The organism is Hymenobacter edaphi, assembly GCF_003258365.1.
Lineage (GTDB): Bacteria > Bacteroidota > Bacteroidia > Cytophagales > Hymenobacteraceae > Solirubrum > Solirubrum edaphi.
In genome coordinates, this window is sequence record NZ_QHKM01000008.1 from 65,846 (window position 1) to 88,387 (window position 22,542).

A 22,542-nucleotide genomic window follows, 5' to 3' on the forward strand; every position below is an offset into this window, starting at 1 on the left:
CAGGCGGCGCGTGGATTCATGTTCAACAAACTGATTATGCTCAGCCTCCGGCACAAGCTGGGGGTGGGCATCGGGGTGGCGGCGCTGCTGGTATGGGGCCTCTACGCCCTGCGGCACCTGCCCATCGATGCGGTGCCCGACATCACCAACAACCAGGTTATCGTCTTCACCGTGGCGCCCTCGCTGAGCGCGGCCGACGTGGAGCGGCTCGTCACCTTCCCGGTGGAGCAGAGCATGGCCACCATTCCGGGCCGCGAGGAAGTGCGCTCCTTTTCCCGCGCGGGGCTGTCGGTGGTGACCATCGTGTTCGGCGACGAGGTGGACCACTACCGGGCCCGGCAACAGGTGGCCGAGCGCATGCGCGCCGCCGAGGCGCAGATTCCGCCCGGCCTGGGCCGGCCCGAAATGGGGCCAGCCACCACCGGCTTGGGCGAGATTTACCAGTACGCCATCCGCGTCCGGCCCGGCTTCGAGCAGAAATACTCGCTGGCCGAGCTGCGCACCCTGCAGGACTGGGTGATTCGGCGGCAGCTGCTGGGCACCACCGGCGTGGCCGATGTGTCCTCGTTCGGCGGCTACCTGCGCCAGTACGAGGTGGCCGTAGCGCCGGACCGCCTGCGCAGCTTCGGGCTGACCATAGCCGACCTGCAGACCGCCCTGAGCCGCAACAACGGCAACGCCGGCGGCGGCTACCTGGTGCGCGGGCCGCAGGCCTGGTTTATCCGCACCGAGGGGCTGGCGCAGTCGGAAAGCGACATCGGGCGGGCGGTGGTACGGCCGGCGGCGCCCGGGCGCGGGCCGGTGCTGGTGCGCGACGTGGCCGAGGTGCGCCCCGGCGCCGCGCCGCGCTTCGGGGCGCTGGTGCGCAACCACACCGGCGAAGCCGTGGGGGGCATGGTGCTGATGCTGCGCGGGGCCAACGCCTCGGAGGTGGTAGCGGCCGTGAAGACCCGGATGGCCGCCATCGAAAAGACGCTGCCGCCCGGGCTGGAAATCCGGCCCTTCATCGACCGCACCAAGCTGGTGGACCAGGCCATTCACACCGTCGAGAAAAACCTGGCCGAGGGCGCGCTCATCGTGATTTTCGTGCTGGTGCTCTTTCTGGGCAACCTGCGCGCCGGCCTGCTGGTGGCCTCCGTTATTCCGCTGGCCATGCTCTTTGCCATCGGCATGATGCAGGTCTTCGGCGTGTCGGGCAATCTGATGTCGCTCGGGGCCATTGATTTCGGGCTTATCGTCGACGGGGCCGTCATCATCGTGGAGGCCACCATGCACCGGCTGGCCGCGCGCTTCGACCCGCACCACAGCGCCGGCGAAATTCCGCCGCCCACCCAAGACCTCACGCCCGCCGAAATGGACGAGGAAGTGTACGACGCGGCCTCGCGCATTCAGCAGTCGGCCTCGTTCGGGCAGTTCATCATCCTGATGGTGTATTTGCCGATTCTGGCTTTGGTGGGCATCGAGGGCAAGATGTTCCGGCCCATGGCCCAGACGGTGGCCTTCGCCATCCTGGGCGCCTTCATCCTCTCGCTGACCTACGTGCCGGTGATGTCGGCGCTGGTCTTGCGCAAGGGCGTGCGCGGCGGGGGCTGGTCGGAGCGGGCGCTGGCCTGGCTGGCGGTGCGCTACCGCCGCCTGGTTACGCGCGTGCTCCGCGTGCCCCGGCTGGTGGTGGGGGCCGCCGGGCTGCTGCTGGTGGGCGCGGCCCTGCTGCTGGGCACGCTCGGGGGCGAGTTTATTCCCACCCTGGAAGAGGGCGACTTCGCGGTGGAGACGCGCGTGCTGCCCGGCTCCTCGCTCGACTACACCGCTCGGCAGGCCCGGCTGGCGGCCGATATTCTCAAGGAGCAATTCCCGGAGGTCAAGGAAGTGGTGGCCAAGGTCGGCTCCTCGGAAATTCCCGTCGACCCGATGCCGCTGGAGGCCTGTGACTTGATTGTGGTGCTCAAGGACCGCCAGGAGTGGACCACGGCCGACAGCCGCGAAGGCCTGGCGGCCAAGATGGTGCGGGCCCTGAGCGTGCTGCCGGGCGTGACTTACAGCTTTCAGCAGCCCATTCAGATGCGCTTCAACGAGCTGATTTCGGGGGCGCGGCAGGACGTGGTCATCAAGATTTACGGCGAAGACCTCGACCAGCTGGCCGGCTACGCCCGCCGCGTGGGCGCGGTGGTGCGCCAGGTGCCCGGCGCCGCCGACCTCTACGTGGAGCAGGCCACCGGCCTGGCGCAAATCGTGGTGCAGCCCGACCGGGAGCGGCTGGCCCAGTACGGGCTGAGCGTGCAGGACCTGAACCAGAGCCTCGAGGCCGCCTTTGCCGGGGCGGGCGCGGGGCAGGTGTTCGAGGCCGACCGCCGCTTCGACCTGGTGGTGCGCCTGGCCGACGAATACCGCCACGACATCCGGCAGGTGCGCGCCCTGAACGTGCCCCTGCCCGGCGGCGGCCAGGTGCCGCTGGAGCAGGTGGCGCGCGTCGAGTACCAGGTCGGGCCCAGCCAGATTCAGCGCGACAACGCCCAGCGGCGCATTACGGTGGGCTTCAACGTGCGCGGCCGCGACGTGGAAAGCGTGGTGCAGGATGTGCAGGCGGCCGTGCAGCGCGGGGTGAAGTTCGGGCCCGGCTACGTGACCACCTACGGCGGGCAGTTCGAGAACCTGCGCCAGGCCAACGCCCGCCTCGCGGTGGCCGTGCCGGCGGCGCTGCTGATGATTTTCGGGCTGCTTTACCTCACCTTCGGCTCCCTGCGGCAGGCCTGGCTTATCTTCACCGCCATTCCGCTGGCGGCGGTGGGCGGGGTGCTGGCGTTGTGGCTGCGCGGGCTGCCGTTCAGCATTTCGGCCGGGGTGGGCTTCATTGCCCTGTTCGGGGTGGCCGTGCTCAACGGCATCGTGCTGCTGAGTGCCTTCAACCACCTGCGCGACTCCGGTATCCGGGACGTGCGCGCGCGGGTGCTGCGCGGCACCGAGGAGCGCCTGCGCCCGGTGCTGATGACGGCCACGGTGGCCTCCTTGGGCTTCCTGCCGATGGCCCTGGCCGGCACGGCCGGCGCCGAGGTGCAGCGGCCCCTGGCCACGGTGGTCATCGGCGGGCTGGTGTCGGCCACGCTGCTGACCTTGCTGGTGCTGCCGGTGCTGTATTACCTGAGCGAATCGGAGGGTGGCTTCTGGCGCAACCTGCTGGGCCGCGGGCCCCAGGCCGCGCCGGTGGCCGCGGCAGGAGCGGCGCTGTTGCTGCTCGGCCTGAGCACGCCCGCCGCCGCGCAAACTCCCGACCCGACCACCGCGCCCCGGGCGGCGGCCGTTGCTCCTGCGGCGGGAGTGGCTTCCGAGGCTCCGCTGACGGCGGCCGGCGCGGTGCAGGCGGCGTTGGGCCGCAGCGGCGAGGTGCGGGCCGCCTCGTACCAGTTTTCGGCCCGCTCGGCGGTGCGCGGGGCGGTGTGGGAGCTGCCGCGCACCACGGTGCAGGCCGGCTACGGGCAGTTCAATTCGCCCTACCTCGACAACCAGTTTTCCCTGGCGCAGCCGCTGCCGGGGCTGGGGCGCCTGCGGGCCCTCACCGGCCTGGCCGCGGCGCAGGTGTCGGTGGCCGAATCGGAGCTGGACCTGCGCCGGGCCGAGCTGCGGCGGCAGGTGCGCCTGGCCTACCAGCAGGCCGTGTACGCCCGGCACCGGCTGCTGCTGCTGCGCGCCCAGGACAGCCTCAGCCGCGAGTTTCGTCGCGCCGCCGAGCTGCGCTTCCGTACCGGCGAGGCGGCCCGCATCGAGCCGGCCACGGCGCTGGTGCAGCAGGGCGAGACCCGCGTGGCCCGGCAGCGCACCCGCGCCGACTACGTGGCCGCCCGCCGGCAACTACAGGCGCTGCTGCAGCTGCCCACTGCGCCCGCGCCCGTCGACAGCCTGCTGCGGCCGCTGCCGGTACCCGCCGAGCTGGCTGCCCTGCTCAGCGACACGCTGCTCACCACGTCCGCCGACACCAGCGCCCTGCCGCCCGACCCCACCGCCCGCGTGCTGGCCCGGCAGGCCGCCGAACGGCAGGCCGCGGCCGTGGTGGAGCTGCGCAGCCGCCGCCCCGAGCTGGGCCTGACCTACCTCAACCAGTCGCTGCGCGGCAGCCTGCAGTACAAGGGCGCCGAGCGGTTTTATGGTCCTGGCGACCGGTTTCAGGCCGCCCAGCTCAGCCTGAGCGTGCCCCTGCTCACGCGCCCCTACAAGGCCCGGGCCGAGGCCGCCCGCCTGCAGACCCTGGCCGCCGAAGCCGCCTACCGCCGCCGCGTGGCCGAAGTGGCCGCCGCGCAGGCGACCCTGCTGGAGCGGCTGCGCGAGCAGCAGGCGCGTATGCAGTTCTACCAGCAAACCGGTTTGCCCCAGGCCGCGCTTATCCTGCGCCTGGCCAGCAAGGGCTGGCGCGCCGGCGAAATGCCCTTTGCTGAGTACCTGCTGCACGCCGAGCGGGCCCAGCGCCTGCGCACCGATTACCTCGACGCCGTGCTGGCCTACAATCAAACGGTGCTGGAGGTGGAATACCTGCTCGGCCGCACCGACTAACCGTAGCGCGGGCTGGGCTGCGCCGACGTGCAGTGCAGCCCGCGTTCGGCCGGACGATTGTCGTAGCACGATAAACGTTCGGTGCCCTGGAATTACTATTTGACGGACGTGGGCTGAGGCCCGCGCTACCTCGTGCCGAAGCCCCGGCCCCGGCACGCCATTTCGACCTACCCATGTTTCGTATTCCCTTTTCCTCCGCCGCTTCCCTGCTACCCCTGGCGCTGCTGACGGTACTGAGCTGCTGTCAGTCTGCCACCAACGAAAAACCGGCCGCTGAATCGTCAGAAGCCCCGGCCACGGCTTCCGACGAAGTACAGCTCGGCCCCGACGAGCTGCGGGTGGCGGGCGTGCGCACCGGCCGCGTGGGCTACCAGGCCACCGCCGGGGCGCTGCGCGTCAACGGCTCGTTGGAGGCGCCGCCGCAGAGCCTGGTGGTGCTCAGCGCCCCGCTGGGCGGCTACATCGAGCGGCTGCCGCTGCTGCCGGGGGCGCACGTGCGCCGCGGCGAGGCCGTGGCCGTGGTGCGCAACCCCGAGTTCATTCAGGTGCAGCAGGATTACCGGCAGGTGCTCAGCCAGCTCGACTACGCCCGTGCCGAGCTGGAGCGGCAGCGCGAGCTGGTGCGCGAGGAAGTGGCCCCGGCCAAAAACCTGCAGCGCGCCCAGGCCGAATTTCGCAGCCTGCAGGCCCAGCGCGACGCCCTGGCGGCCCGCCTGCGCCTGGCCGGCCTGCCGGTGCGGGCCAGCGGGCCCATGCGCAGCACCGCCGAGCTGCGGGCGCCCATCAGCGGCTTCGTGCGGCACGTGCGCGCCACCACGGGCCAGACGGTCAACTCCACCGACCCCGTGGCCGAGCTGGTCGACCCCACGCACCTGCACGTGGAGCTGACCGTGTTCGAGAAAGATGCGCCGCGCCTGGCCGTGGGCCAGCGCATCCGCTTCACCCTGGCCTCCGATTCGGCCGGCCGGGAGCACGCCGGCCGCATCACGCTGGTCAGCCGCTCCGTCGACCCGGAGGCCCGCACCGTGAGCGTGCACGCCCACCCCGACGAGGAAGACAACCCGGCGCTGCTGCCGGGCATGTTTGTGCGCGCCACGGTGGAAACGGCGGCTTCGGCCGGCCGCGCCGCCGCCCCCACGCTGCCCGAGGCGGCCGTGGTCGACTACGAAGGCAAAAGCTACGTTTTCGTGCAGCTGACGCCCGGCCGCTACCGCATGGTGGAGGTGCGCCGGGCCGGCGTGGTGGAAAACGGCGCGGTGCCGCTGGTGCTGCCCGCCAGCATCGGGGCTGACCGGGCCGTGGTGACGGAGGGGGCGTACAGCCTGCTCGGTAAGCTGAAAAACACGTCGGATGAGGACGAGTAAGCCAGACGGCTAACGGCGGTGCCGCTGCCCGTCATTGCAAGCCGGCTCGACACGCTGCGCATCAAGCGGCGCCAAGCCGTCCGGGCCCATGGGCTACCCGACAAACCAGCGCCGCCCGCAACCGTCGGCCGGACCGATACGGGCGGGGCGGGGCGGAGCTGCTGCCAGTGGGGCCGCCGTGCCGCCAAAGGCAGGTTTGCTTTGGCTACGCCCCGCAATGACGGCCTGGTGAGCCGCACAAACCCGGCCTTGGTGGTAAGTTCGGCTTATGAATCAGCCTTCGTCCTCCGCTGAGCTTGCCGAAGCGCCTGCGCCGCTGGTGGGCCGGCTGGCGCCCACGCCCAGCGGCTACCTGCACCTGGGCAACGCCGTCAACTTCGTGCTGACTTGGCTGCTGGTGCGCCGCAGCGGCGGCCGTCTGCACCTGCGCATCGACGACCTGGACCGCAACCGCCTGCGCCGCCCGTACCTGGAGAGCATCTTTCGCACCATCGAGTGGCTGGGCCTCGACTACGACCACGGCCCCACGGGCCCCGACGACTTTCTGCGCCACCACTCCCAGCTGCTGCACCTATCTGACTACAACTACCTGCTGCGCCGCCTGCAGCTGCGCCCCGGCTTGTTGCACGCCAGCACCCGCAGCCGCACGCAGGAAACGGAAGTGGCTGTTGCCCTCGAGCAGCCAGGCGCGGCCTGGCGGGCGGTGGTGCCGGCCGGCACGGTGGTGCGCTTCAATGACGCCTGGCAGGGCCCGGTGGAAATAGCGCTGGACCGCGCCATGCCCGATTTCGTGCTGCGCAAAAAGGACGCGGTGGTGGCCTACCAGTTGGCCAGCATTGCCGACGACCTGCGCCTGGGTACCACGCTCATCGTGCGCGGCCTGGACCTGCTGCCGAGCACGGCGGCCCAACTCTGGCTGGCCGGCCTGCTGCCCGAAACGGCTGCTTTCAACGCTCAATGCATCCATTTCCTGCATCACCCGCTGCTACCCGGCCCCGACGGCCGCAAGCTCAGCAAGTCGCAGCAGGCGCCGCTGGAACGGGGCGTGCTGGGAAGCGGCAATGGGCCTGAACTCGTCTACAAAGCCATTCTTGATATGTGGGGCATCCCGGATAGCAGCGCCTATTCCCTGCAGGGGCTTGATTTTTGGCTGCCTGAATACGATTGGCTGCGGTCGTACGGAGCGTGAAAAGCACGCCTCAAGCGCTGCAAGGCACGCGCAGATCCAGCAGCACCAGCCACCACTGGCCGGCAATGCGGGCCCAGTAGAAGCGGTAGCCGGTGTCGGTCTGGAGCACGGCGTAGCGGCCGGTGGCTATGGCGGCCCGGCCCTGGGCGGCCGATCCGCCGCGCAGGGTGGCGTGGTCCCAGATGCTGCTCAGCGCCGCGGCGCGGGCGGGGCCGAGCAGGCAGCCAGTGCGCGCGAAGCCGGCTTCGTTGCCGGGCGGCCCGTCGCAGGTGGCGGTGGGCAGCGTGTCGACAACGGTGGGGCGCAGGCAGGGCATCAGCTCAGCGGCCAGGGTGAAAAACGAGGGCTGCGGCTGGCTGCGGCGCAGCCGGCGCACGTCCGTCACGCGGGTGAGCAGGGGCAGGGCGCCGGGCTGCTCCAGCACCCAAAGGCCGTGCGCGGGGCTGATGAAAGCGTTGACGGCGGCCGTATCGGCGCGGCGCACGGCCTCGGCCCAGCGCAGGAAGGCGCCCGCAACGGTGGTATCGGCCTGCATGGCCCGGGCGGCGGGCAGCGGCTTTTCCTTGATGACTTCGCCCGGCGCATCCAGGTCGGCCGGTGACCGGTTGGCCTGGTCGCGGGCGTGGCAGGCGCCGAGCAGCAGCGCCAGCAGCAGCTGGCAGGCAGTGCGGGGCTTCATCGGATTTCTTTTTTGAACTGCTCGGCCCAGTGGTCGGCCAGGCGGGTGGGCTCGGGCAGCTTGTAGCCGCGGGTGCAGCGCCAGGCCAGCTCGGTGGCCGTGGCCTGATCCAGCCGGTGCCCGGGGCTGACGAATACGGGCTTCACGCGGTCCTTGGTGCGCAGCACTTCCCCGATCAGCTCACCGGTTTTCTTGTCGGTGAGCGGGGCGCGGCTGCCGGGGGCCGCCTCGGGCTCGGGGTGCTGGCCGGTGAGCACCTGCTTGGCCACGCCCAGGCTGGGCATATCCAGCAGCACGCCGATGTGGGCGGCAATGCCCATGCGCCGCGGATGCGCGTAGCCGTGGCCGTCCACCATCAGCACGTCGGGCCGGTGCTGCAGCTTTTCGTAGGCCAGCAGCAGGTTGGGCGCCTCGCGGAAGGAGAGGAAGCCCGGCACGTAGGGCATGTCGACGGGACCGTAGTTGTAGACCTTTTCCACCAACTGCAGCTCCGGAAACGTGAGCACCACGATGACCGACAGAATCGTGTCTTCGGTGGGAAACGAAGAGTCAAGCCCGGCAATGAGCTTGGGCGAGGCAGTCAGCGGCTCCAGGCGCTGCTGCTGGCGCATGTCGTGCTGCTGCTGGGTGAGCGTGCGCACGAGGGCGGGGTCGGCGGGCGGATGATAGGGGCGGTAGTAAGCCATCGGGCGGGGCGGGTAGGGGACACCCAGCTATACGGGAGGAGCAAATGGCGCGGTTATTCCTTCGGCCCGCCGATACTAGGGCCGTAGCCTAAGCTGGGTAATCGGTGTTTGCCAGTGGCCGGAGTTGGTGCAAGTCGGACAGCCAGCGGTGAAGTGCTTGGTTTAAGGCGTCCTCATCTTTTAGGTCGTAAAAGATTTCCCGCCGAACGTAGAACAGGTCGTAATCAAAACCGTGCTGGTCTTCGTCATGATCTGCCCGCAGCTCCCCGTACTCCACTTCGTAGCCCAGCACGGTTTCGTGCGGCGGATTCACTCGGGCATCAACGGCCTTCCGCGCCACCACCTTCAGCCACGCATGATTTGCCGGATTGTCGCTCGTCGGTAATACCCGGCAGCCGACTGCGCCATTGCATGTGCGGCCGTAGTGCAGTTGGGCCAGAATCGAAGCAGGAATTGCTATTGCTGAAATAAGGCTGGCGTAAGTAACCGACACAACCTAGCGCGAGCCGGCTACTTATGCAGCGGCCGGCCCCGGTCTTTATCCTCAATTCACCCCGAGCATCAGCCCCGCACGAACACGTACGGGTCCTGCTCGATGCCGTCGTTGACGCGCAGCTCCACCGCCTTCACCTGCCCGCCCTCCACGGTGAAGGTGGCCGGGAAGATGCCGTAGGCCAGGTTGGAATAGGTAGTGCGGAACTGCTGCCCGTCCATGTAAGCCAGCGAAGCCGTCAGGGCAGGGTGGTGGCTGAAGCGCACCACGAGCTGCTTGCCCTGCGCCTCAACGGTGATGGGGCCGTAGAGCGGGTGCGTGTACTGGCCCGCGTAGGCTTTCAGGGGCAGCTCCGGCTTGGCTTTCTTGGCTACGCGGGCGTTGAGCTTCTCGATGTCGGCCCGCGTGTCGGCCCGGGAGGGCGCCCCGCGCTGCCACAGCTGCCGGCTGCGGTCGGTGTAGGGCATGCCCAGGTAGGCGTCGAGCAGCTGGTAGCGCAGCGCCTCGAAAAAGCTCTGGTTGTCCTGGTTGGTGAGCACGGCAATGCCCAGCCCCTCCTCGGGCACAAAGCAGGTGTTGCTCACGAAGCCGTTGGCCCCGCCGGTGTGCCAGAACACCTGCCGGCCGTTGTAGTCGGCCGCGAATACGCCCAGGCCGTAGGTGCGGAAGTGCTCCGGCAGCAGCGCCGACTTGCGCGCCGACACGGCCGTGTTCACGTCGCGGGTGCGGCGCAGCGTGGCCCAGGGCAGTACCCGCCGGCCCTGCACCTTGCCGCTGTCGAGCTGAAACTGCAGCCACTTGCCCAGGTCGTTCACGCACGATACCATGCTGGCCGCCGGCCCGAGGTTGTCGACCTGGTCGTAGGGCAGCACCGCCAGCGGGCCGTAGGCGTTGGAGTAGGGCAGGGCCACGTTGGGGCGCTGGGCCACGCCGGCCGTCAGCATGCTGGTGTTCGTCATGCCCAGGGGCTTCAGCAGGGTCTGCTCCACGTAGGCTTCCCAGGTGGTGCCGCCCGTCACGGCCGGAATGATCTGCCCGGCCGCCAAGAAGCCCGCGTTGCAGTAGCCGTAGTCCTGGCGGAAAGGGGCCGTGGGCTTGAGCAGGCGCACCCGCTGCAGAATTTCCTCGCGCGAGAGGTCCGACGACCAGAAGGTGAAGTCGCCCTGGAAGGTCTTGGTGCCCAGGTGGTGGCCCAGCAGGTCGCGCACGGTCACCAGCTGAGTGCTGACGGGGTCGTAGAGCTGAAAGCCGGGCAGGTACTTGGTGGCCGGGTCGTTGAGCGAGAGTTTCTTGTCCTGCTCCAGCTGCGCCAGCGCCGTGCCTGTGAACAGCTTGGAGTTGGAGGCAATCAGAAACTGCGTGTTGGCGTCGACGGGCTCGGGCCGGCCCACGGCGCGCACCCCGAAGCCCTTGCTCACTACCACCTGCCCGTCCTTCACCACCACCACGGCCAGGCCCGGAATCTGCCACAGGCGCAGGCCGCGCTGCACGTACTGATCGAGGCTGTCGGCCACGAAGCGGGCGCCGGCGGTGGGGCGGGCGGGAGCGGTTTGGGCCGGGGCCGGCGCGGCAAAAAAAGCGCTGCCAAGGGCGGCGCTGCACAGGGCGCCGAGCAGACGGCGGAAGACGAAACGATGCATCAGCGAAGCAAACCAGAAAACGGGAAGACGCAAAGGACGCAAGTTCCCGCCAAGCGTTGCGGCGGCGGCCTGCGGCCCAATCTCCAACGCTTAGCCGCGTCTGCCTACCTTGCCCCCCAACGCCAGGCCCCGCGTTTGCGTAGGGCTAATGCCGCGCCTCTGTTCCTCCGCATCCCGTTATGCTCCCCTCCCTTGCTCCCAGGCCCGTCCGGCTGGAGCTTCCCCACGCCACCTTGCTCGGCGACCTGGTCGTGCCGGCCCGCGCCGCGGGCATCGTGGTGTTTTCGCACGGCAGCGGCAGCTCGCGCCTGAGCCCGCGCAACCAGCACGTGGCCAGTAGCTTGCAGCAGGCCGGCTTCGGCACGCTGCTGTTCGATTTGCTCACGGCGGAGGAAGACCGCGCCTTCGAGGCCCGCTTCGATATTGACCTGCTTACGCGCCGCCTGCTGGGAGCCGCCAGCTGGCTGCGCCGCGAACAGCGCCTGCACGATTTGCGCCTGGGCTTTTTCGGGGCCAGCACCGGCGCCGCCGCCGCCTTCAACGCCGCCGCCGAGCTGGGCAGCCGCGTCGGGGCCGTGATTTCGCGCGGGGGCCGCCCCGATCTGGCCCTGCCGGCTCTGAGCCGGGTGCAGGCCTCCACGCTGCTCATCGTGGGCGGGCAGGACTGGCCCGTGCTCGGGGCCAACGAGCGGGCCCTGGCCGATTTGCCCGGCCCCAAGCAGCTGCACGTGGTGCCCGGCGCCGGCCACCTCTTCGAAGAGCCCGGCACCCTCGACGAAGTGGCCGGGCTGGCCGTCGACTGGTGCCGCCAGCACCTGAGCTGAGGCGGTAGCGCGGGCTTGAGCCCGCGTCCGGCAGATAGGAACTCAAAAAAACAGGGCGTCCATCGTAGCGGGCCAATCGTGCGGCCGAACGCGGGCTAAACTGGCGGAAGGCGTCAGCCTGGGCCGCGCTGCACCGTGTCGCGGGCCGGCCGGGCCAACCCCAGGTGCGGCCGGGCCGTTTGCAAACCCAGCGCCGGCCTCCTCACCCCGCCGGCGCCCCTGCTATGTCCAAACCAGTGCAAGACGCCGACACCGGGGCCGGGCCCTTCACCGTACGGCGCTACTACATCGATATTGCGCACCCGAAGCTGTCGGCCACCGAGCTGATGAGCCGGGTGCAGGCGCACCCCGAAGAATTTTCGCCCGACCTGCTGGCCGACTTCACCAAGGAGCGCGGCGAAGCGCATCAGCTACAGGTCGATGACGAGTACCACATCAAGATTCTGGGCCCCTGGAACGGCTCGGTGCGCGTGACGGAAGTGGCCGCACAGCACTTCGAGCTGTGTACCCTGGAGGGCCACCCCGAGGCGGGCACCATCCGGTTTTCGGTGCGCCAGCTGCCCGGGGCCGCCGCGGCGCTGCGCTTTGAAATTCGCTCCCGGGCCCGCTCCCGCGACGGGCTGGTGGCCTTTGCCTACACCACCCTGGGCGTAGGCAAACAGGTGCAGGAGCAAACCTGGGTGACCTTCTGCCAGCGCGTGGCCGAGGCCAGCGGCGGCGAGGCCACCGGCCCGGTGCAGGTGGATACCACCGAGGAAGACGAATCGGGCAAGGAACACGAGCACCATGAGCGCCGCTAATACCGTTACCGCCACCACCGCGCCGCCGCTCTGGGAGCAGTACAAGGCCCAGCTGGAGTCGTACCGCGAGGCCAAGGTCAACTACGACCTGGACCGCGTGCACGAGTACACCGCCGAAACCGGCTGGCGCCTCGACGATTACCACACCGAGCTGCCCGCCGAGCCGCCCGGCCCGCCCGTGCCCGGCGGCTCGTTTGAGGCCGCCAAGCAGGTGCTGCTGAACTACTCCTTTCCGCCGCCCGACCTCATCACCGGCATTTTCGTGCCCGATCAGCCCCTGGCCGAGCGCGTGATGCTGCTGCGGGCGCAGTTCCTGTTTTTCAAGTTCTGGTTCGGCGTGCGCATCGGCGGCGTCACCGACGAGCAGCAGGACGCGCCCGACGGCCGCGAGCAGGTGTGGGGCTACAACTACCGCACCCTCGAAGGCCACTTCGAGAAGGGCCAGATTACCTTCACCATCCACAAAAACCTGGCTTCCGGCCAGGTGCGCTTCCAGGTGAAGGCTTACTCCCAGCCCGGGCGCATCCACAACATCTTCTACCGCATCGGCTTCAAGCTGTTTGGCCGGAGCCTGCAGCGCAAGTTTGCCCGCGAATCGATGAAGCGCATGCGGCGGCTGGTGGACGAAGCGCTGCGCAAGGGCAGCCGCCCCGGCTAGTGCGCGTCGGCGGGCGGCGGGGGCAGCTCCGCCGCGGCCCGGGGCAGCAGGGCCGTGGGCACGCGCGGGTAGTGGTGGTGCAGGTGGTGAAAGGCAAACGACGACACCACCGGCGTCCAGAGCTGGGCCACGGCCGAGGCCGTGCGCACGGCGGGGTGGCGCGCGGCCAGATGATGCGGAATATAGGCCGCCCATATCGGCAGGGTGGCACTCATCCCGAAGGCTACCGCCCAATACACCAGCCCCACCGCCGAGCCCAGCCCGAAATACAGCAGCGCGAAGCCCGCGAGCAACGCCAGCGTCAGGGCCGTTTCGAGCAGCTGGATGCGGCGCGTGTGCGGGGCCAGCCGCAACGACTCGCGCCGCAGCATCAGGATGTGGTAGGGCCCCTGCCAGAGCACCCGCCCGAAGCGCCAGGTGGCCGGCGCGCCTTCCGGGTCGTCGGGGTGGAGGCAGCGGGCGTGGTGGCGCAGGTGCGTGACCTGCATGCCGTGCCCGCTTTTGAGCAGCAGCAGGCCGCTGAGCGTGAGCACCCGCGCGTTGGCCGGCTTGGGCAGGCCCAGCGCGTGGTGCATGGCGTCGTGCATCTGCACGAAGGCGGCCAGGCACACGGCCACGGCCAGCGGCACGGCCAGCCACCACAGCCCCGCCAGCGCCGCCGCCGCGTAACCCAGCAGCAGCAGCCAGGGGCGCAGCAGCTCCAGCACGCGCTGGCGCGCGCTCAGGCGCAAATGGGCGGAGGCGGCGGACGGGTTCATGCAGGCAAGATACGCACGGGCCGGGCGCCGCTCAACGGCAGGTGGGCGGCCCGTCGGGTGCCATACAGCCGGGCCTTCGGTAGGCGCGTTAGGCCGTCGGCCCATGGTCGGCCCGGGGGATGCCCACGCTCCCAGGAAGCCGCGCCGGCGCTAGGCGTCTGCCCGAAACAGCCGCTTATCGGCCCAGAACGTGCCCAGCGGCACCACCGAGGCCGCAAAGGCCAGCAGCGCCTTGCGCATCGACCAGCCGTATTCCACGGCCGCGCCGATAACCAGCAGCGCGTAGAGCACGAACAGCACCCCGTGGGCCATGCCGACGTGGCGCACGGCTTCGGGCCGGCCAAAGAAATACTTCAGCGGCATGGCCACGCCCAGCAGCACCAGAAACGAGAGGCCTTCGAGAAACCCGACCACCCGCAGGCGGCCCAGAGAAGTAGAAAACAGGGAAAACAGCATCGGCATACCAACAAAACCTTCCCGGCAAAGGTACCACCATTCGGCGGGGCGCCCGCCGCCCGCCCCGCTGATAGTTGTCATCTTCCAATTACCACTTCCAATGTCCCAAACCAACGCTTACGCGGCCCAGGCCCCCACTGCTCCGCTCGCCCCGTTCCAGCTGGAGCGCCGCGCCGCGGGCCCGCACGACGTGCAAATTCAGATTCTGTACTGCGGCGTGTGCCACTCCGACGTACACCAGGCCCGCGACGAGTGGGGCGGCTCAACCTTCCCGATGGTGCCCGGCCACGAAATCGTGGGCCGCGTGACGGAAGTGGGCCGCGAGGTCGGCAAGTTCCAAGCCGGCGACTTGGTGGGCGTGGGCTGCATGGTGGACACCTGCCGCACGTGCCCCAACTGCCAGGACGGGCTGGAGCAGTACTGCGAAACCCACATCAGCTTCACCTACAACAGCACCCTGCAGGACCGCCAGACGCGCACCCACGGCGGCTACTCCCAGCAGATTGTGGTGGATGAAAACTACGTGCTGCGCGTGTCCGACCGGCTGCCGCTGGCGGGCGTGGCGCCGCTGCTCTGCGCCGGCATCACCACCTACTCGCCGCTGAAGCACTGGCAGGCGGGCCCCGGCAAGCGCGTGGGCGTGGTGGGCCTGGGCGGGCTGGGCCACATGGCCGTGAAGCTCGGCGCCGCCATGGGGGCCGAAATTACCGTGCTCAGCACCTCGCCCGCCAAGGAAGCCGACGCCCGCGCCCTGGGCGCCCACCGCTTCGTGGTGACCCGCGACGCCGCCCTCAAGCAGGAGCGCAACTATTTCGACTTGATCATCAACACCGTCGGCTCGAACATCGACCTGAACCCCTACCTCACGCTGCTGCGCCTCGACGGCACGATGGTGATGGTGGGTTTGCCGCCCACGCCCCCGCAGGTCGGCATCTTCCCCCTCGTGGGGCAGCGCCGCCGCCTGGCCGGCTCCCACATCGGCGGCATTGCCGAGACGCAGGAAATGCTCGATTTCTGCGCCGAGCACGGCATTGTATCCGACGTGGAAGTCATTCCGATGAGCTACATCAACGAGGCCTACGAGCGGATGCTGCGCAGCGACGTGAAGTACCGCTTCGTCATCGACCTGGCCACGCTGTAGGCAGCTGAGCGGGTGAGCAGGTAAAAGGAATGCCATTCTGAGCAGAGCGAACCGCAGAAAGGCAAAGCCAAGGGCTTGGCTGAAACCGCACACCAGCCAAGAAGCGCCGCTACCAACGCCCAATTGTCCGGGCCTGGGGGCGGCGCTTCGACGTTACTATCAGCAGCTGCACTGACGCTTGAGCCTTGATCAAGGCGGCGGCGCGGGGCGTGGGGAAGCTCCTTGGCGCAGCCGACCTGCGGTTCGGCTGCGCCACCGGCCGGGGGGGGCATCTGATCCTAGCGCACTTCGTAGGCGCAGCGGAACGTGCCTTCAAACGTGTACTTCTTGCCGCTGCGGGGCGCGTTGGTGGAGCAGGCCACGGCCCGGAACGTGCCCGTCAGAATCTGGCGCTTGGTGTCCACGGCCGTCACGCGCACCTCGCCCTGGTTTACCCCGCAGGCCTGCGACTCGGCCACGTCGTTGCCCACGCGGTAAGTGGCTTCCGTAACGTGGGCGCTCAGGATTTCCTTGAAGCGGTACACGGCCGGCACAGGCTTGAACTCGTCGACCAGGATGGTGAGGCCGGGGTCGTCGGGGTCGTCGCGGCGGATCAGGTTCAGGCTAAGCACCTTGCCCGCACCGGACGATACCTCGATGCGCGAATACGCCGTGTCGACGGGCACGGCCGCGCCGTTGAGGCGCAGCGTGAGGCGGTGGGGCAGGGGCGGGGCCGTTTGCCGGGGCGGGTGGCTGGCGGCCGTCAGGGCCAGCAGGCCCAGAATGGAAAGCGGACGAAGCCGACGCAGTGCAAGCATGTGGATAACGGTGGGGAAAAGGGCGGGCCGCTGCCGAAAATACGGCGCCCGCCGCGAAGCCCCCAACGCAAAACCGTGCCACGGCCATATAAAAGCCGGCGGCCCGTTGGCCGCTTACCCCCTGGGGGTAGCGCCGTCAACGGGCCGGGGAGCCGGCATCGGCCGCGCCTACTTGCGGATTTCGCCGCCGTGAATCATGTCGGAGGTAATGTTGCGGTCCTTGTTCAGCTCGGCCCATACCACGCCGCCGAGGTGTAGGACGATAAAGGCGAGCAGGAGGTACATGTTCACGTTGTGGATTTCCTTCACCGTGTGCTCGATCCGGTGCAGGGCCGCCACGTCGTCGGCGTACACCAGGAGCAGGCCGGTGGCCACCATCACCGTCAGCAGCAGGTAAAACACGAGGTAGCTGTACTTCACCAGCACCGAGTGGCGCAGCCGAAACGACTCCGCCGGCGCCGCCTGCTGGTGCTCCTTGGAGCGGCGCAGGCGGTGCGCAAAGCGCTGCCGCACGGGCGCGGCCAGCTCGGCCACCAGGCGCCAGCCCAGCAGCACGGCCAGCGTCACGCCCAGGTAGATGTGCCAGTCCCAGATGCGGTGGCTGACGAGGCGGCCAATGCCGCGCAGCTGCTCCTCGCCGAGCGGGGTGCCGCCCTGGCTGGCCACTTCCTGGATTTTGGGCCGCAGCCCGCGCATGTTGATGATGACGCGCAGAAACAGGATGGTGCTCAGCAGCCCCGCAATGACGGCGGCGTTGCCCCAGTGCCAGAGGCGCAGGGCGCCGGAGTATTTGGTGGTGGCCGGGGCCGCCGCGGCGGTGGTCGGCGTAGCTTCGGGATAAGCCATGAAAACGGGTCGAAAAAGTCAGAAGCGCAAGTTAGGCGGGGCCGCCGGTTGTGTGGCCGGCGCCTGCGGGCGGTGAGCATAAACAACGGCCGGCCTGATCAGGCCCGCCGCTCGTCGAACCGCCGGCCGAACAACGCCGCGCCGCGTCGGCTGCGCGCAGCAGCACGTGCAGAACGAGCCGTTCGAGGGCAGCCCGCCTGATGGGTCGGCTGCGCTCGGCACGAGGTGCTTTTCGGCCCCCAAGGCCCCGGCGGCTACGGCAGCGGCGACGTCACCGCGGCGGCCTCGGTGGGCTGGGGCACGCGGCCGGGGTAGGCGCGCAGCCCGGCCGCCAGGCAGTCCATGGCCGCGTTGATGGCTTGCTGGTTGATGACGTAGGCCAGGCGCACCTCGTTGTGGCCGGCGCCGGGCGTGGCGTAGAAGCCCGCCGCGGGCGAAATCATGGTGGTGCGGCCCTGGTGGCTGAAGTCCTCCAGCAGCCACTGCGCAAACCGCTCGGCGTTGTCGACGGGCAGGCGGGCCATGATGTAGAAGGTGCCGCTGGGCGTGGGGCACTCCACGCCGGGCATGGCGCGCAGGCGCTGCAGCATCAGGTCGCGGCGGGCACGGTACTCGGCCTTGGTGTGGTCGAAGTAGCTGAGGGGCAGCTCGGCGGCGGCTTCGGCAAACATCTGCGCCAGGCCGGGCGGACTCACCCGCAGCTGGGCAAACTTGAAGGCGGCCTGGTACAGGTCCTTGTTTTTGGTCACGAAGGCCCCGATGCGGGCCCCGCAGGCGCTGTACCGCTTCGAGATGGTGTCGAGCACCACCACGTGCTCGGCCGCGCCGGGCAGCTGCAGCGGGCTGGTAAACTCGGCGTCGTAGCAGAATTCACGGTAGGCCTCGTCGGACAGCAGGTAGAGCTGCTGCTGCTGGCACAGGGCCAGCAGCTGGGTCAGCTCGTCGCGCCGGTACACGTAGCCGGTGGGGTTGTTAGGGTTGCAGATCAGGATGGCCTTGGTGCGCTCGGTCACGCGGGCCGCCAGCTCCTCGATGGGCGGCAGCCGGAAGCCCTCGTCGAGGTAGGAGGGCACGGGCACCACGCGCACGCCGGTGGCCTCGGCAAAGCCCAGGTAGGGGCCGTAAAACGGCTCGGGAATGATGACTTCGTCGCCGGGATTAAAGCAGCACATAAAGGCAAACAGCAGCGCCTCCGAACCGCCGGTCGTCACCAGGATGTCGTCGGCCACCACGGGCATGCCGATGCGCTGGTAGTAGCTGGCCAGCTTGTGGCGGTAGCTGGGGTAGCCGGCCGTGGGGCTGTACTCCAGCACCCGGATGCTGGCCTGCTGCACGGCCGCCAGCATGGTCGGCGGCGTCTCGATGTCGGGCTGGCCGATGTTGAGGTGGAGCACGTGCACGCCGCGGGCTTTGGCCGCGTCGGCGAAGGGCGTGAGCTTTCGATAAGGCGAGAAGGGCAGCGCCTGGCCGCGGTCGGAGACTGATAGCATGGCGCTAAATATAGGCGGCTGGGCATTGTTGCCCGCCCGGGTGTGGTCAGCGAACCGACCACGGCGGCCCCGCCGGCCGCATCCGGGGCCAACGGCCGCGGCGCCAACCGGCCGAAACGCTCAAAGCAGCGGGCTAAGGCCGTATTCGCGCAGTAGCGTGTGTCCCTGCGGGCCCAGCAAGTACTTTGGTCGGCTGTCCGCCGGAGGCCGGCCGGCCAGGTAGCCTGCGGCAGTCAGCCTGGCAATGCTGGCGGACAGGGGGCGGTCCAGTGCGCCGAGGCGCCGCACGATGGCGCGGTCCAGCTGATACCAGTACCACCGCCCGTCGTGTTGCGCTACCAGCGACAGGAGCAGCCATTCGAAGGCATCCAACGGGGGCGAGGCAGAACTGTTCATAGGCCAATGCCGCAAGTTACCAGCCATTAAATCAGCCGCGGCTGCCACAAAAAACGGCGTCGCACAGGGTGCGACGCCGCGGTCTGACAATCAGACTGGTTGCTTAAATCTTCTCCGGCAGCAGCGTGGCCTCCTCGTAGTTGCCGAGCACCGGCTCCGAGGCGGGGCCCTGCGTCACGGCTTCTACCAGCAGCTTGCCGCCCACGAAGGCACCCTTCCACGACTCGCCCAGGCCGCCGAACACTTCCTCCCGGTCGCCGCGCGAGCGGAGCTTGTTGATGCCCATCTTGAAGGCGCGTACTTCCTTGGCCGTGCGCTGGGCCCACTTCTCGTCGTCGGAGGCCAGGGCGCCCACCAGCGCGCCGTTCGATATGTTCATTTCGCCCACCAGCTCCTCCACGCGGTCCACCAGCACGATGCTGTCGATGGGGCCGAAGGGCTCCTTGAAGTACAGCTCGCTCTGGCGCGGCAGGTTCACCAGGGCCCGCGGGGCGCGGTAGGCCGACATATCCTGGCCCGGCAAGAACAGCGAATCGTCCAGCTTGCCCTCGTACACGGGCGTGGCGCCGGTCTTGAGCGCGTCGGCGTAGAGGCGGTCGAGGTCCTCGGCCTGGCGGCGGTTGATGACGGGGCCGAAGGCGAGGTCGGCCAGCTTGTCGTCGGGGTTATCGACGAGGGTCGGGTTGCCCACTTTCAGGCTGCGGATAGCGTTCCAGTAGGTTTCGAGGAACTGCGGGAAGGCCGAGCGCTGCACCACGAAGCGCACGTAGGCCGTGCAGCGCTGCTTGCCGTAGTCGTAGCCCTTCTTCAGCTGGTCGCCCAGGCTGTTCCAGTCCGAGAAATTCCAGATGCCGTAGGTGTTCACGCCCTCCATTTCCAGCATGTAGCGCTTGTGCACCGAGGCCAGCGCGTCGGCGATGTTGCGGCCGTTGTAGCGCCCGCCCACAAAGCTCAGGCAGTCGATGGCCTGGTCTTTCACCAGCACGTCGCTCAGCTCGCCGCCCGAGCCGCTGACCAGCGTCACGGGCAGGCCGGCGCGGCGGGCCAGGGCGAAGGTCACGCTCAGCGAGATAAAGCCGCCGTCGGTGGGGGTTTTGGCCACCGCCGCGTTGCCGCAGAGCACCTGCACCAGCACCGCGTGCATCAGCACCGACATGGGGTAGTTCCAGGACGCAATGTTGCTGACCACGCCCAGCGGCTCGCGCTTGCCGAGCATGCTCTCGATGTTGTCCACGTACCACTGCACGCCGTCGATGCAGCGGTCGATGTCGGTGAAGCCCAGCTTGTAGGTTTTGCCGATTTCCCACATCAGCAGCTTGCCCACCAGCTCCACGTGGGCGCGCAGCTGGTCGAGGCAGTCCTGCACGCGGCGCTTCCGCTCGTCCAGGTCCACGCGGGCCCAGTCGGCGGCTTCCCGGTGGGCGGCCTGCACGGCGCGCAGGGCGGTGGCGCGGTCGAGCATGGGCAGCGCGCCCAGGGTGCTGCCGTCGATGGGGGACACGAAATCCTGGGGCTTGCCGGGCGCCTGCCAGCGGCCTTCCATCAGGTTCAGGTACTTGCCGTCCTGGTCGAATATTTCGGGGGTGACCTGCTTGACCTGGCGGAGCAGCTCGGCAAATTCAACCTGGGGGGAAACGATTTTGGCCATAAGAGGGGGGAAAGGCGCCGCGGCAACGCGGGCGGCGCAACGTGGGACAAAAGGAGCGGCGGCGGGGCTGGCCGCGCCGCCGGGGCACTTAGGCTGCCCGAAGAACGCAGAAAATTCTACGCTCCTACCGCGTCGGGGGCGGGAATGTTTTTGAGAACGTTCCCGATATCGTTTGCGCAAATAAAAGCGGGGGCACTTTCGCCCCGCGCGCGGGCTTTGGCCTAATATCAGCATCTAGAATGCCCGCGCTGCGCCGGGCCGCCGCCCTGGCGGCGGCGGCTCAGCCGGTTTTGCCGGGTGCCAATCGGGTGCCCGGGGCCGCGTCCGCCACGGCGCCGCTCGTCTCTTTTTCCACTCCGCTGCTCTTCATGAAAGCACTACTCCTGGCTGGCTTGCTGGCCGGCGCCGGCGCGCCGGCCGCCCTGGCCCAGACCCCCAACCTCCCGCCCGTCAAAACCACTTCATTCCGCGCCGACACGCTCTCCATCCTCAAGTACGGGGCCGTAGCCGACGGCCAGACGCTCAACACCGAGTCCTTCCGCAAGGCCATCGACGCCTGCACCCAGGCTGGCGGCGGCGTGGTGCTGGTGCCCCGCGGCCTGTGGCTGACCGGCCCCATCGTGCTGAAAAACAACGTGAACCTGCACCTGGCCAAAGGTGCCCTGGTGCAGTTCTCGGCCAACCGCGCCGATTACCCGCTCATCAAAACCAACTGGGAAGGCCTCGACGCCGTGCGCAACCTCTCGCCGCTCTACGGCGCCGACCTGGAAAACATTGCCATTACCGGCCAGGGCACCTTCGACGGGGCCGGCGACGCCTGGCGCCCGGTGAAGAAAAGCAAGCTCAACGAGACGCAGTGGGACAAGCTGGTGGCCTCGGGCGGCGCGCTCAATGCCAAGAAAGACACCTGGTACCCCTCGGAGCAGTCGTTGAAAGCCAGCACGATGGACAAGCCCGGCGTGCTGACGGCCTCGAAAACCGACATCAAGGACTTTGCCGACGTGAAGGACTTCCTGCGCCCCAACATGCTCAGCCTCACGCGCTGCAAGCGGGTGCTGCTCCAGGGCTTCACCATTCAGAACTCCCCGGCCTGGACCATTCACCCCCTGCTCTGCGACGACATTATCATCCGCGGCGTGACGGCTAAAAACCCCTGGTACGGCCAGAACACCGACGCGCTGGACCTCGAGTCGTGCCGCAACGGCATCGTGGAGGACTGCGTGTTCGACGTGGGCGACGACGGCATCTGCATCAAGTCGGGCCGCGACGAGCAGGGCCGCAAGCGCGGCGTGCCCACCGAGAACTTCCTGTTCCGCAACGATAAGGTGTACCACGCCCACGGCGGCTTCGTGATTGGCTCCGAAATGTCGGGCGGGGCGCGCAACCTGTACGTGCAGAACTGCACCTTCATGGGCACCGACGTGGGCCTGCGCTTCAAGACGGCCCGCGGCCGGGGCGGCGTGGTCGAGAACATCTTCGTCGACGGGGTGGACATGACCGACATTGCCGGCCAGGCCATCCTGTTCGATATGTACTACGCCGCCAAGGACCCGGTGCCGCTGAAGGGCGAATCGACGGCGCCGCCCGAAATGAAGGCCGAGCCGCTGGGCGAAGGCACCCCGCAGTTCCGCTCGTTCTTCATCAAGAACGTGACCTGCAAGGGTGCCGAAACCGCCATTTTGGTGCGCGGGCTGCCCGAAATGGCCATCAAGGACATCAGCATCGAAAACGCGGTGCTGGAGGCCGACAAGGGCCTGGTGTGCCAGGAGGCCGAGAACATCCGCCTCAAGAACGTGACCATCCTCTCCAAGGAAACCAAGCCGGTGCTCGAAATCCAGAACGCCCGCGACATCACCCTCGACAACATCCGCTACGCCAGCGGTGCGGAGGTGCTCCTGCGCGTGAGCGGCGAGCGGACCAAGAACGTGAAGGTGTCGAACACCAACACCAAATCGGCCAAGAAAGACGTGGAAATGGGCGCCAACGCGCCCAAGAAAGCCGTGTCGATTACCAAAAGCTAATTCCGGGCAGCTTGCCTCGCCTGTCATCCTGAGCATTCCGCGCATCAAGCGGAGACGAAGGACCTTATCACATCGGATAGCAACTGCCTGACGCCCGCCGTTTTTTTCGGGGAT

At 68.6% G+C, this 22,542-nt stretch carries 19 protein-coding genes; 8 read left to right on the forward strand and 11 right to left on the reverse strand.

Annotated features, from left to right (window positions below):
- The first annotated feature begins 18 nt into the window (after positions 1-18).
- The 3 genes from DLM85_RS20085 to DLM85_RS20095 all read left to right on the forward strand — a co-directional run bounded on the left by DLM85_RS20085 (position 19) and on the right by DLM85_RS20095 (position 7,095).
- Entirely contained in the window at positions 19-4,542 is a 4,524-nt protein-coding gene (locus DLM85_RS20085) for a CusA/CzcA family heavy metal efflux RND transporter (RefSeq protein ID WP_111480091.1), read from the forward strand.
- 173 nt (positions 4,543-4,715) lie between these two features.
- On the forward strand, positions 4,716-5,906 hold the full coding sequence (locus DLM85_RS20090; protein ID WP_111479969.1) for an efflux RND transporter periplasmic adaptor subunit: 1,191 nt from the start codon (positions 4,716-4,718) through the stop codon (positions 5,904-5,906).
- 268 nt (positions 5,907-6,174) lie between these two features.
- A complete protein-coding gene (locus DLM85_RS20095) occupies positions 6,175-7,095 on the forward strand; it encodes a glutamate--tRNA ligase family protein (RefSeq protein ID WP_111479970.1) in 921 nt (306 codons plus the stop codon).
- Between the two features lie 10 nt (positions 7,096-7,105).
- Here DLM85_RS20095 and DLM85_RS20100 read toward each other — a convergent pair whose 3' ends face one another.
- The 4 genes from DLM85_RS20100 to DLM85_RS20115 form a co-directional block, all read right to left on the reverse strand.
- The gene (locus DLM85_RS20100; protein WP_111479971.1) at positions 7,106-7,774 is read right to left on the reverse strand and encodes a hypothetical protein; all 669 of its coding nucleotides are present in this window, start codon (positions 7,772-7,774) and stop codon (positions 7,106-7,108) included.
- Positions 7,771-8,460: a deoxyribonuclease V gene (gene nfi, locus DLM85_RS20105; RefSeq protein WP_111479972.1), complete on the reverse strand. Its 690-nt coding sequence runs from the start codon at positions 8,458-8,460 to the stop codon at positions 7,771-7,773. Before nfi ends, DLM85_RS20100 begins: the two co-directional genes overlap by 4 nt.
- Before the next feature lie 88 nt (positions 8,461-8,548).
- Entirely contained in the window at positions 8,549-8,953 is a 405-nt protein-coding gene (locus DLM85_RS25145; RefSeq protein WP_133257164.1) for a hypothetical protein, read from the reverse strand.
- Between the two features lie 68 nt (positions 8,954-9,021).
- The gene (locus DLM85_RS20115) at positions 9,022-10,593 is read right to left on the reverse strand and encodes a serine hydrolase (RefSeq protein WP_111479974.1); all 1,572 of its coding nucleotides are present in this window, start codon (positions 10,591-10,593) and stop codon (positions 9,022-9,024) included.
- A 179-nt stretch (positions 10,594-10,772) separates the two neighbouring features.
- Between DLM85_RS20115 and DLM85_RS20120 the strand changes: the two genes are divergently transcribed.
- From DLM85_RS20120 to DLM85_RS20130, 3 genes are all read left to right on the forward strand, one after another.
- The gene (locus tag DLM85_RS20120; RefSeq protein ID WP_111479975.1) at positions 10,773-11,417 is read left to right on the forward strand and encodes a dienelactone hydrolase family protein; all 645 of its coding nucleotides are present in this window, start codon (positions 10,773-10,775) and stop codon (positions 11,415-11,417) included.
- Positions 11,418-11,641: 224 nt separating this feature from the next.
- Positions 11,642-12,217, forward strand: coding sequence for a DUF1990 family protein (locus tag DLM85_RS20125; protein ID WP_111479976.1), 576 nt, complete (start codon positions 11,642-11,644; stop codon positions 12,215-12,217).
- On the forward strand, positions 12,204-12,875 hold the full coding sequence (locus DLM85_RS20130) for a DUF1990 domain-containing protein (protein WP_111479977.1): 672 nt from the start codon (positions 12,204-12,206) through the stop codon (positions 12,873-12,875). Before DLM85_RS20125 ends, DLM85_RS20130 begins: the two co-directional genes overlap by 14 nt.
- Here the strand turns inward: DLM85_RS20130 and DLM85_RS20135 are convergent.
- Complete coding sequence (locus tag DLM85_RS20135) at positions 12,872-13,633, reverse strand: fatty acid desaturase (protein WP_165822223.1); 762 nt, start codon at positions 13,631-13,633, stop codon at positions 12,872-12,874. The genes DLM85_RS20130 and DLM85_RS20135 overlap by 4 nt on opposite strands.
- 150 nt (positions 13,634-13,783) lie before the next feature.
- On the reverse strand, positions 13,784-14,089 hold the full coding sequence (locus DLM85_RS20140; protein WP_111479979.1) for a DUF3817 domain-containing protein: 306 nt from the start codon (positions 14,087-14,089) through the stop codon (positions 13,784-13,786).
- 100 nt (positions 14,090-14,189) lie between these two features.
- On the opposite strand from DLM85_RS20140, the gene DLM85_RS20145 reads away from it, so the two are divergent.
- Entirely contained in the window at positions 14,190-15,230 is a 1,041-nt protein-coding gene (locus DLM85_RS20145; RefSeq protein WP_111479980.1) for an NAD(P)-dependent alcohol dehydrogenase, read from the forward strand.
- A gap of 278 nt (positions 15,231-15,508) precedes the next feature.
- On the opposite strand, the gene DLM85_RS20150 is transcribed toward DLM85_RS20145, so the two are convergent.
- From DLM85_RS20150 to DLM85_RS20170, 5 genes are all read right to left on the reverse strand, one after another.
- Positions 15,509-16,027, reverse strand: coding sequence for a hypothetical protein (locus DLM85_RS20150; RefSeq protein WP_111479981.1), 519 nt, complete (start codon positions 16,025-16,027; stop codon positions 15,509-15,511).
- 168 nt (positions 16,028-16,195) lie between these two features.
- Positions 16,196-16,873, reverse strand: a complete 678-nt coding sequence (locus tag DLM85_RS20155; protein WP_111479982.1) for a cytochrome b/b6 domain-containing protein — start codon at positions 16,871-16,873, stop codon at positions 16,196-16,198.
- Between the two features lie 254 nt (positions 16,874-17,127).
- Complete coding sequence (locus DLM85_RS20160; RefSeq protein ID WP_111479983.1) at positions 17,128-18,363, reverse strand: pyridoxal phosphate-dependent aminotransferase; 1,236 nt, start codon at positions 18,361-18,363, stop codon at positions 17,128-17,130.
- A gap of 120 nt (positions 18,364-18,483) precedes the next feature.
- Positions 18,484-18,759: a hypothetical protein gene (locus DLM85_RS20165; RefSeq protein ID WP_133257165.1), complete on the reverse strand. Its 276-nt coding sequence runs from the start codon at positions 18,757-18,759 to the stop codon at positions 18,484-18,486.
- Positions 18,760-18,862: 103 nt separating this feature from the next.
- A complete protein-coding gene (locus tag DLM85_RS20170) occupies positions 18,863-20,407 on the reverse strand; it encodes an aldehyde dehydrogenase family protein (RefSeq protein WP_111479985.1) in 1,545 nt (514 codons plus the stop codon).
- Between the two features lie 368 nt (positions 20,408-20,775).
- Between DLM85_RS20170 and DLM85_RS20175 the strand changes: the two genes are divergently transcribed.
- Positions 20,776-22,428, forward strand: a complete 1,653-nt coding sequence (locus tag DLM85_RS20175; protein WP_111479986.1) for a glycoside hydrolase family 28 protein — start codon at positions 20,776-20,778, stop codon at positions 22,426-22,428.
- The last annotated feature ends 114 nt before the right edge of the window (positions 22,429-22,542 follow it).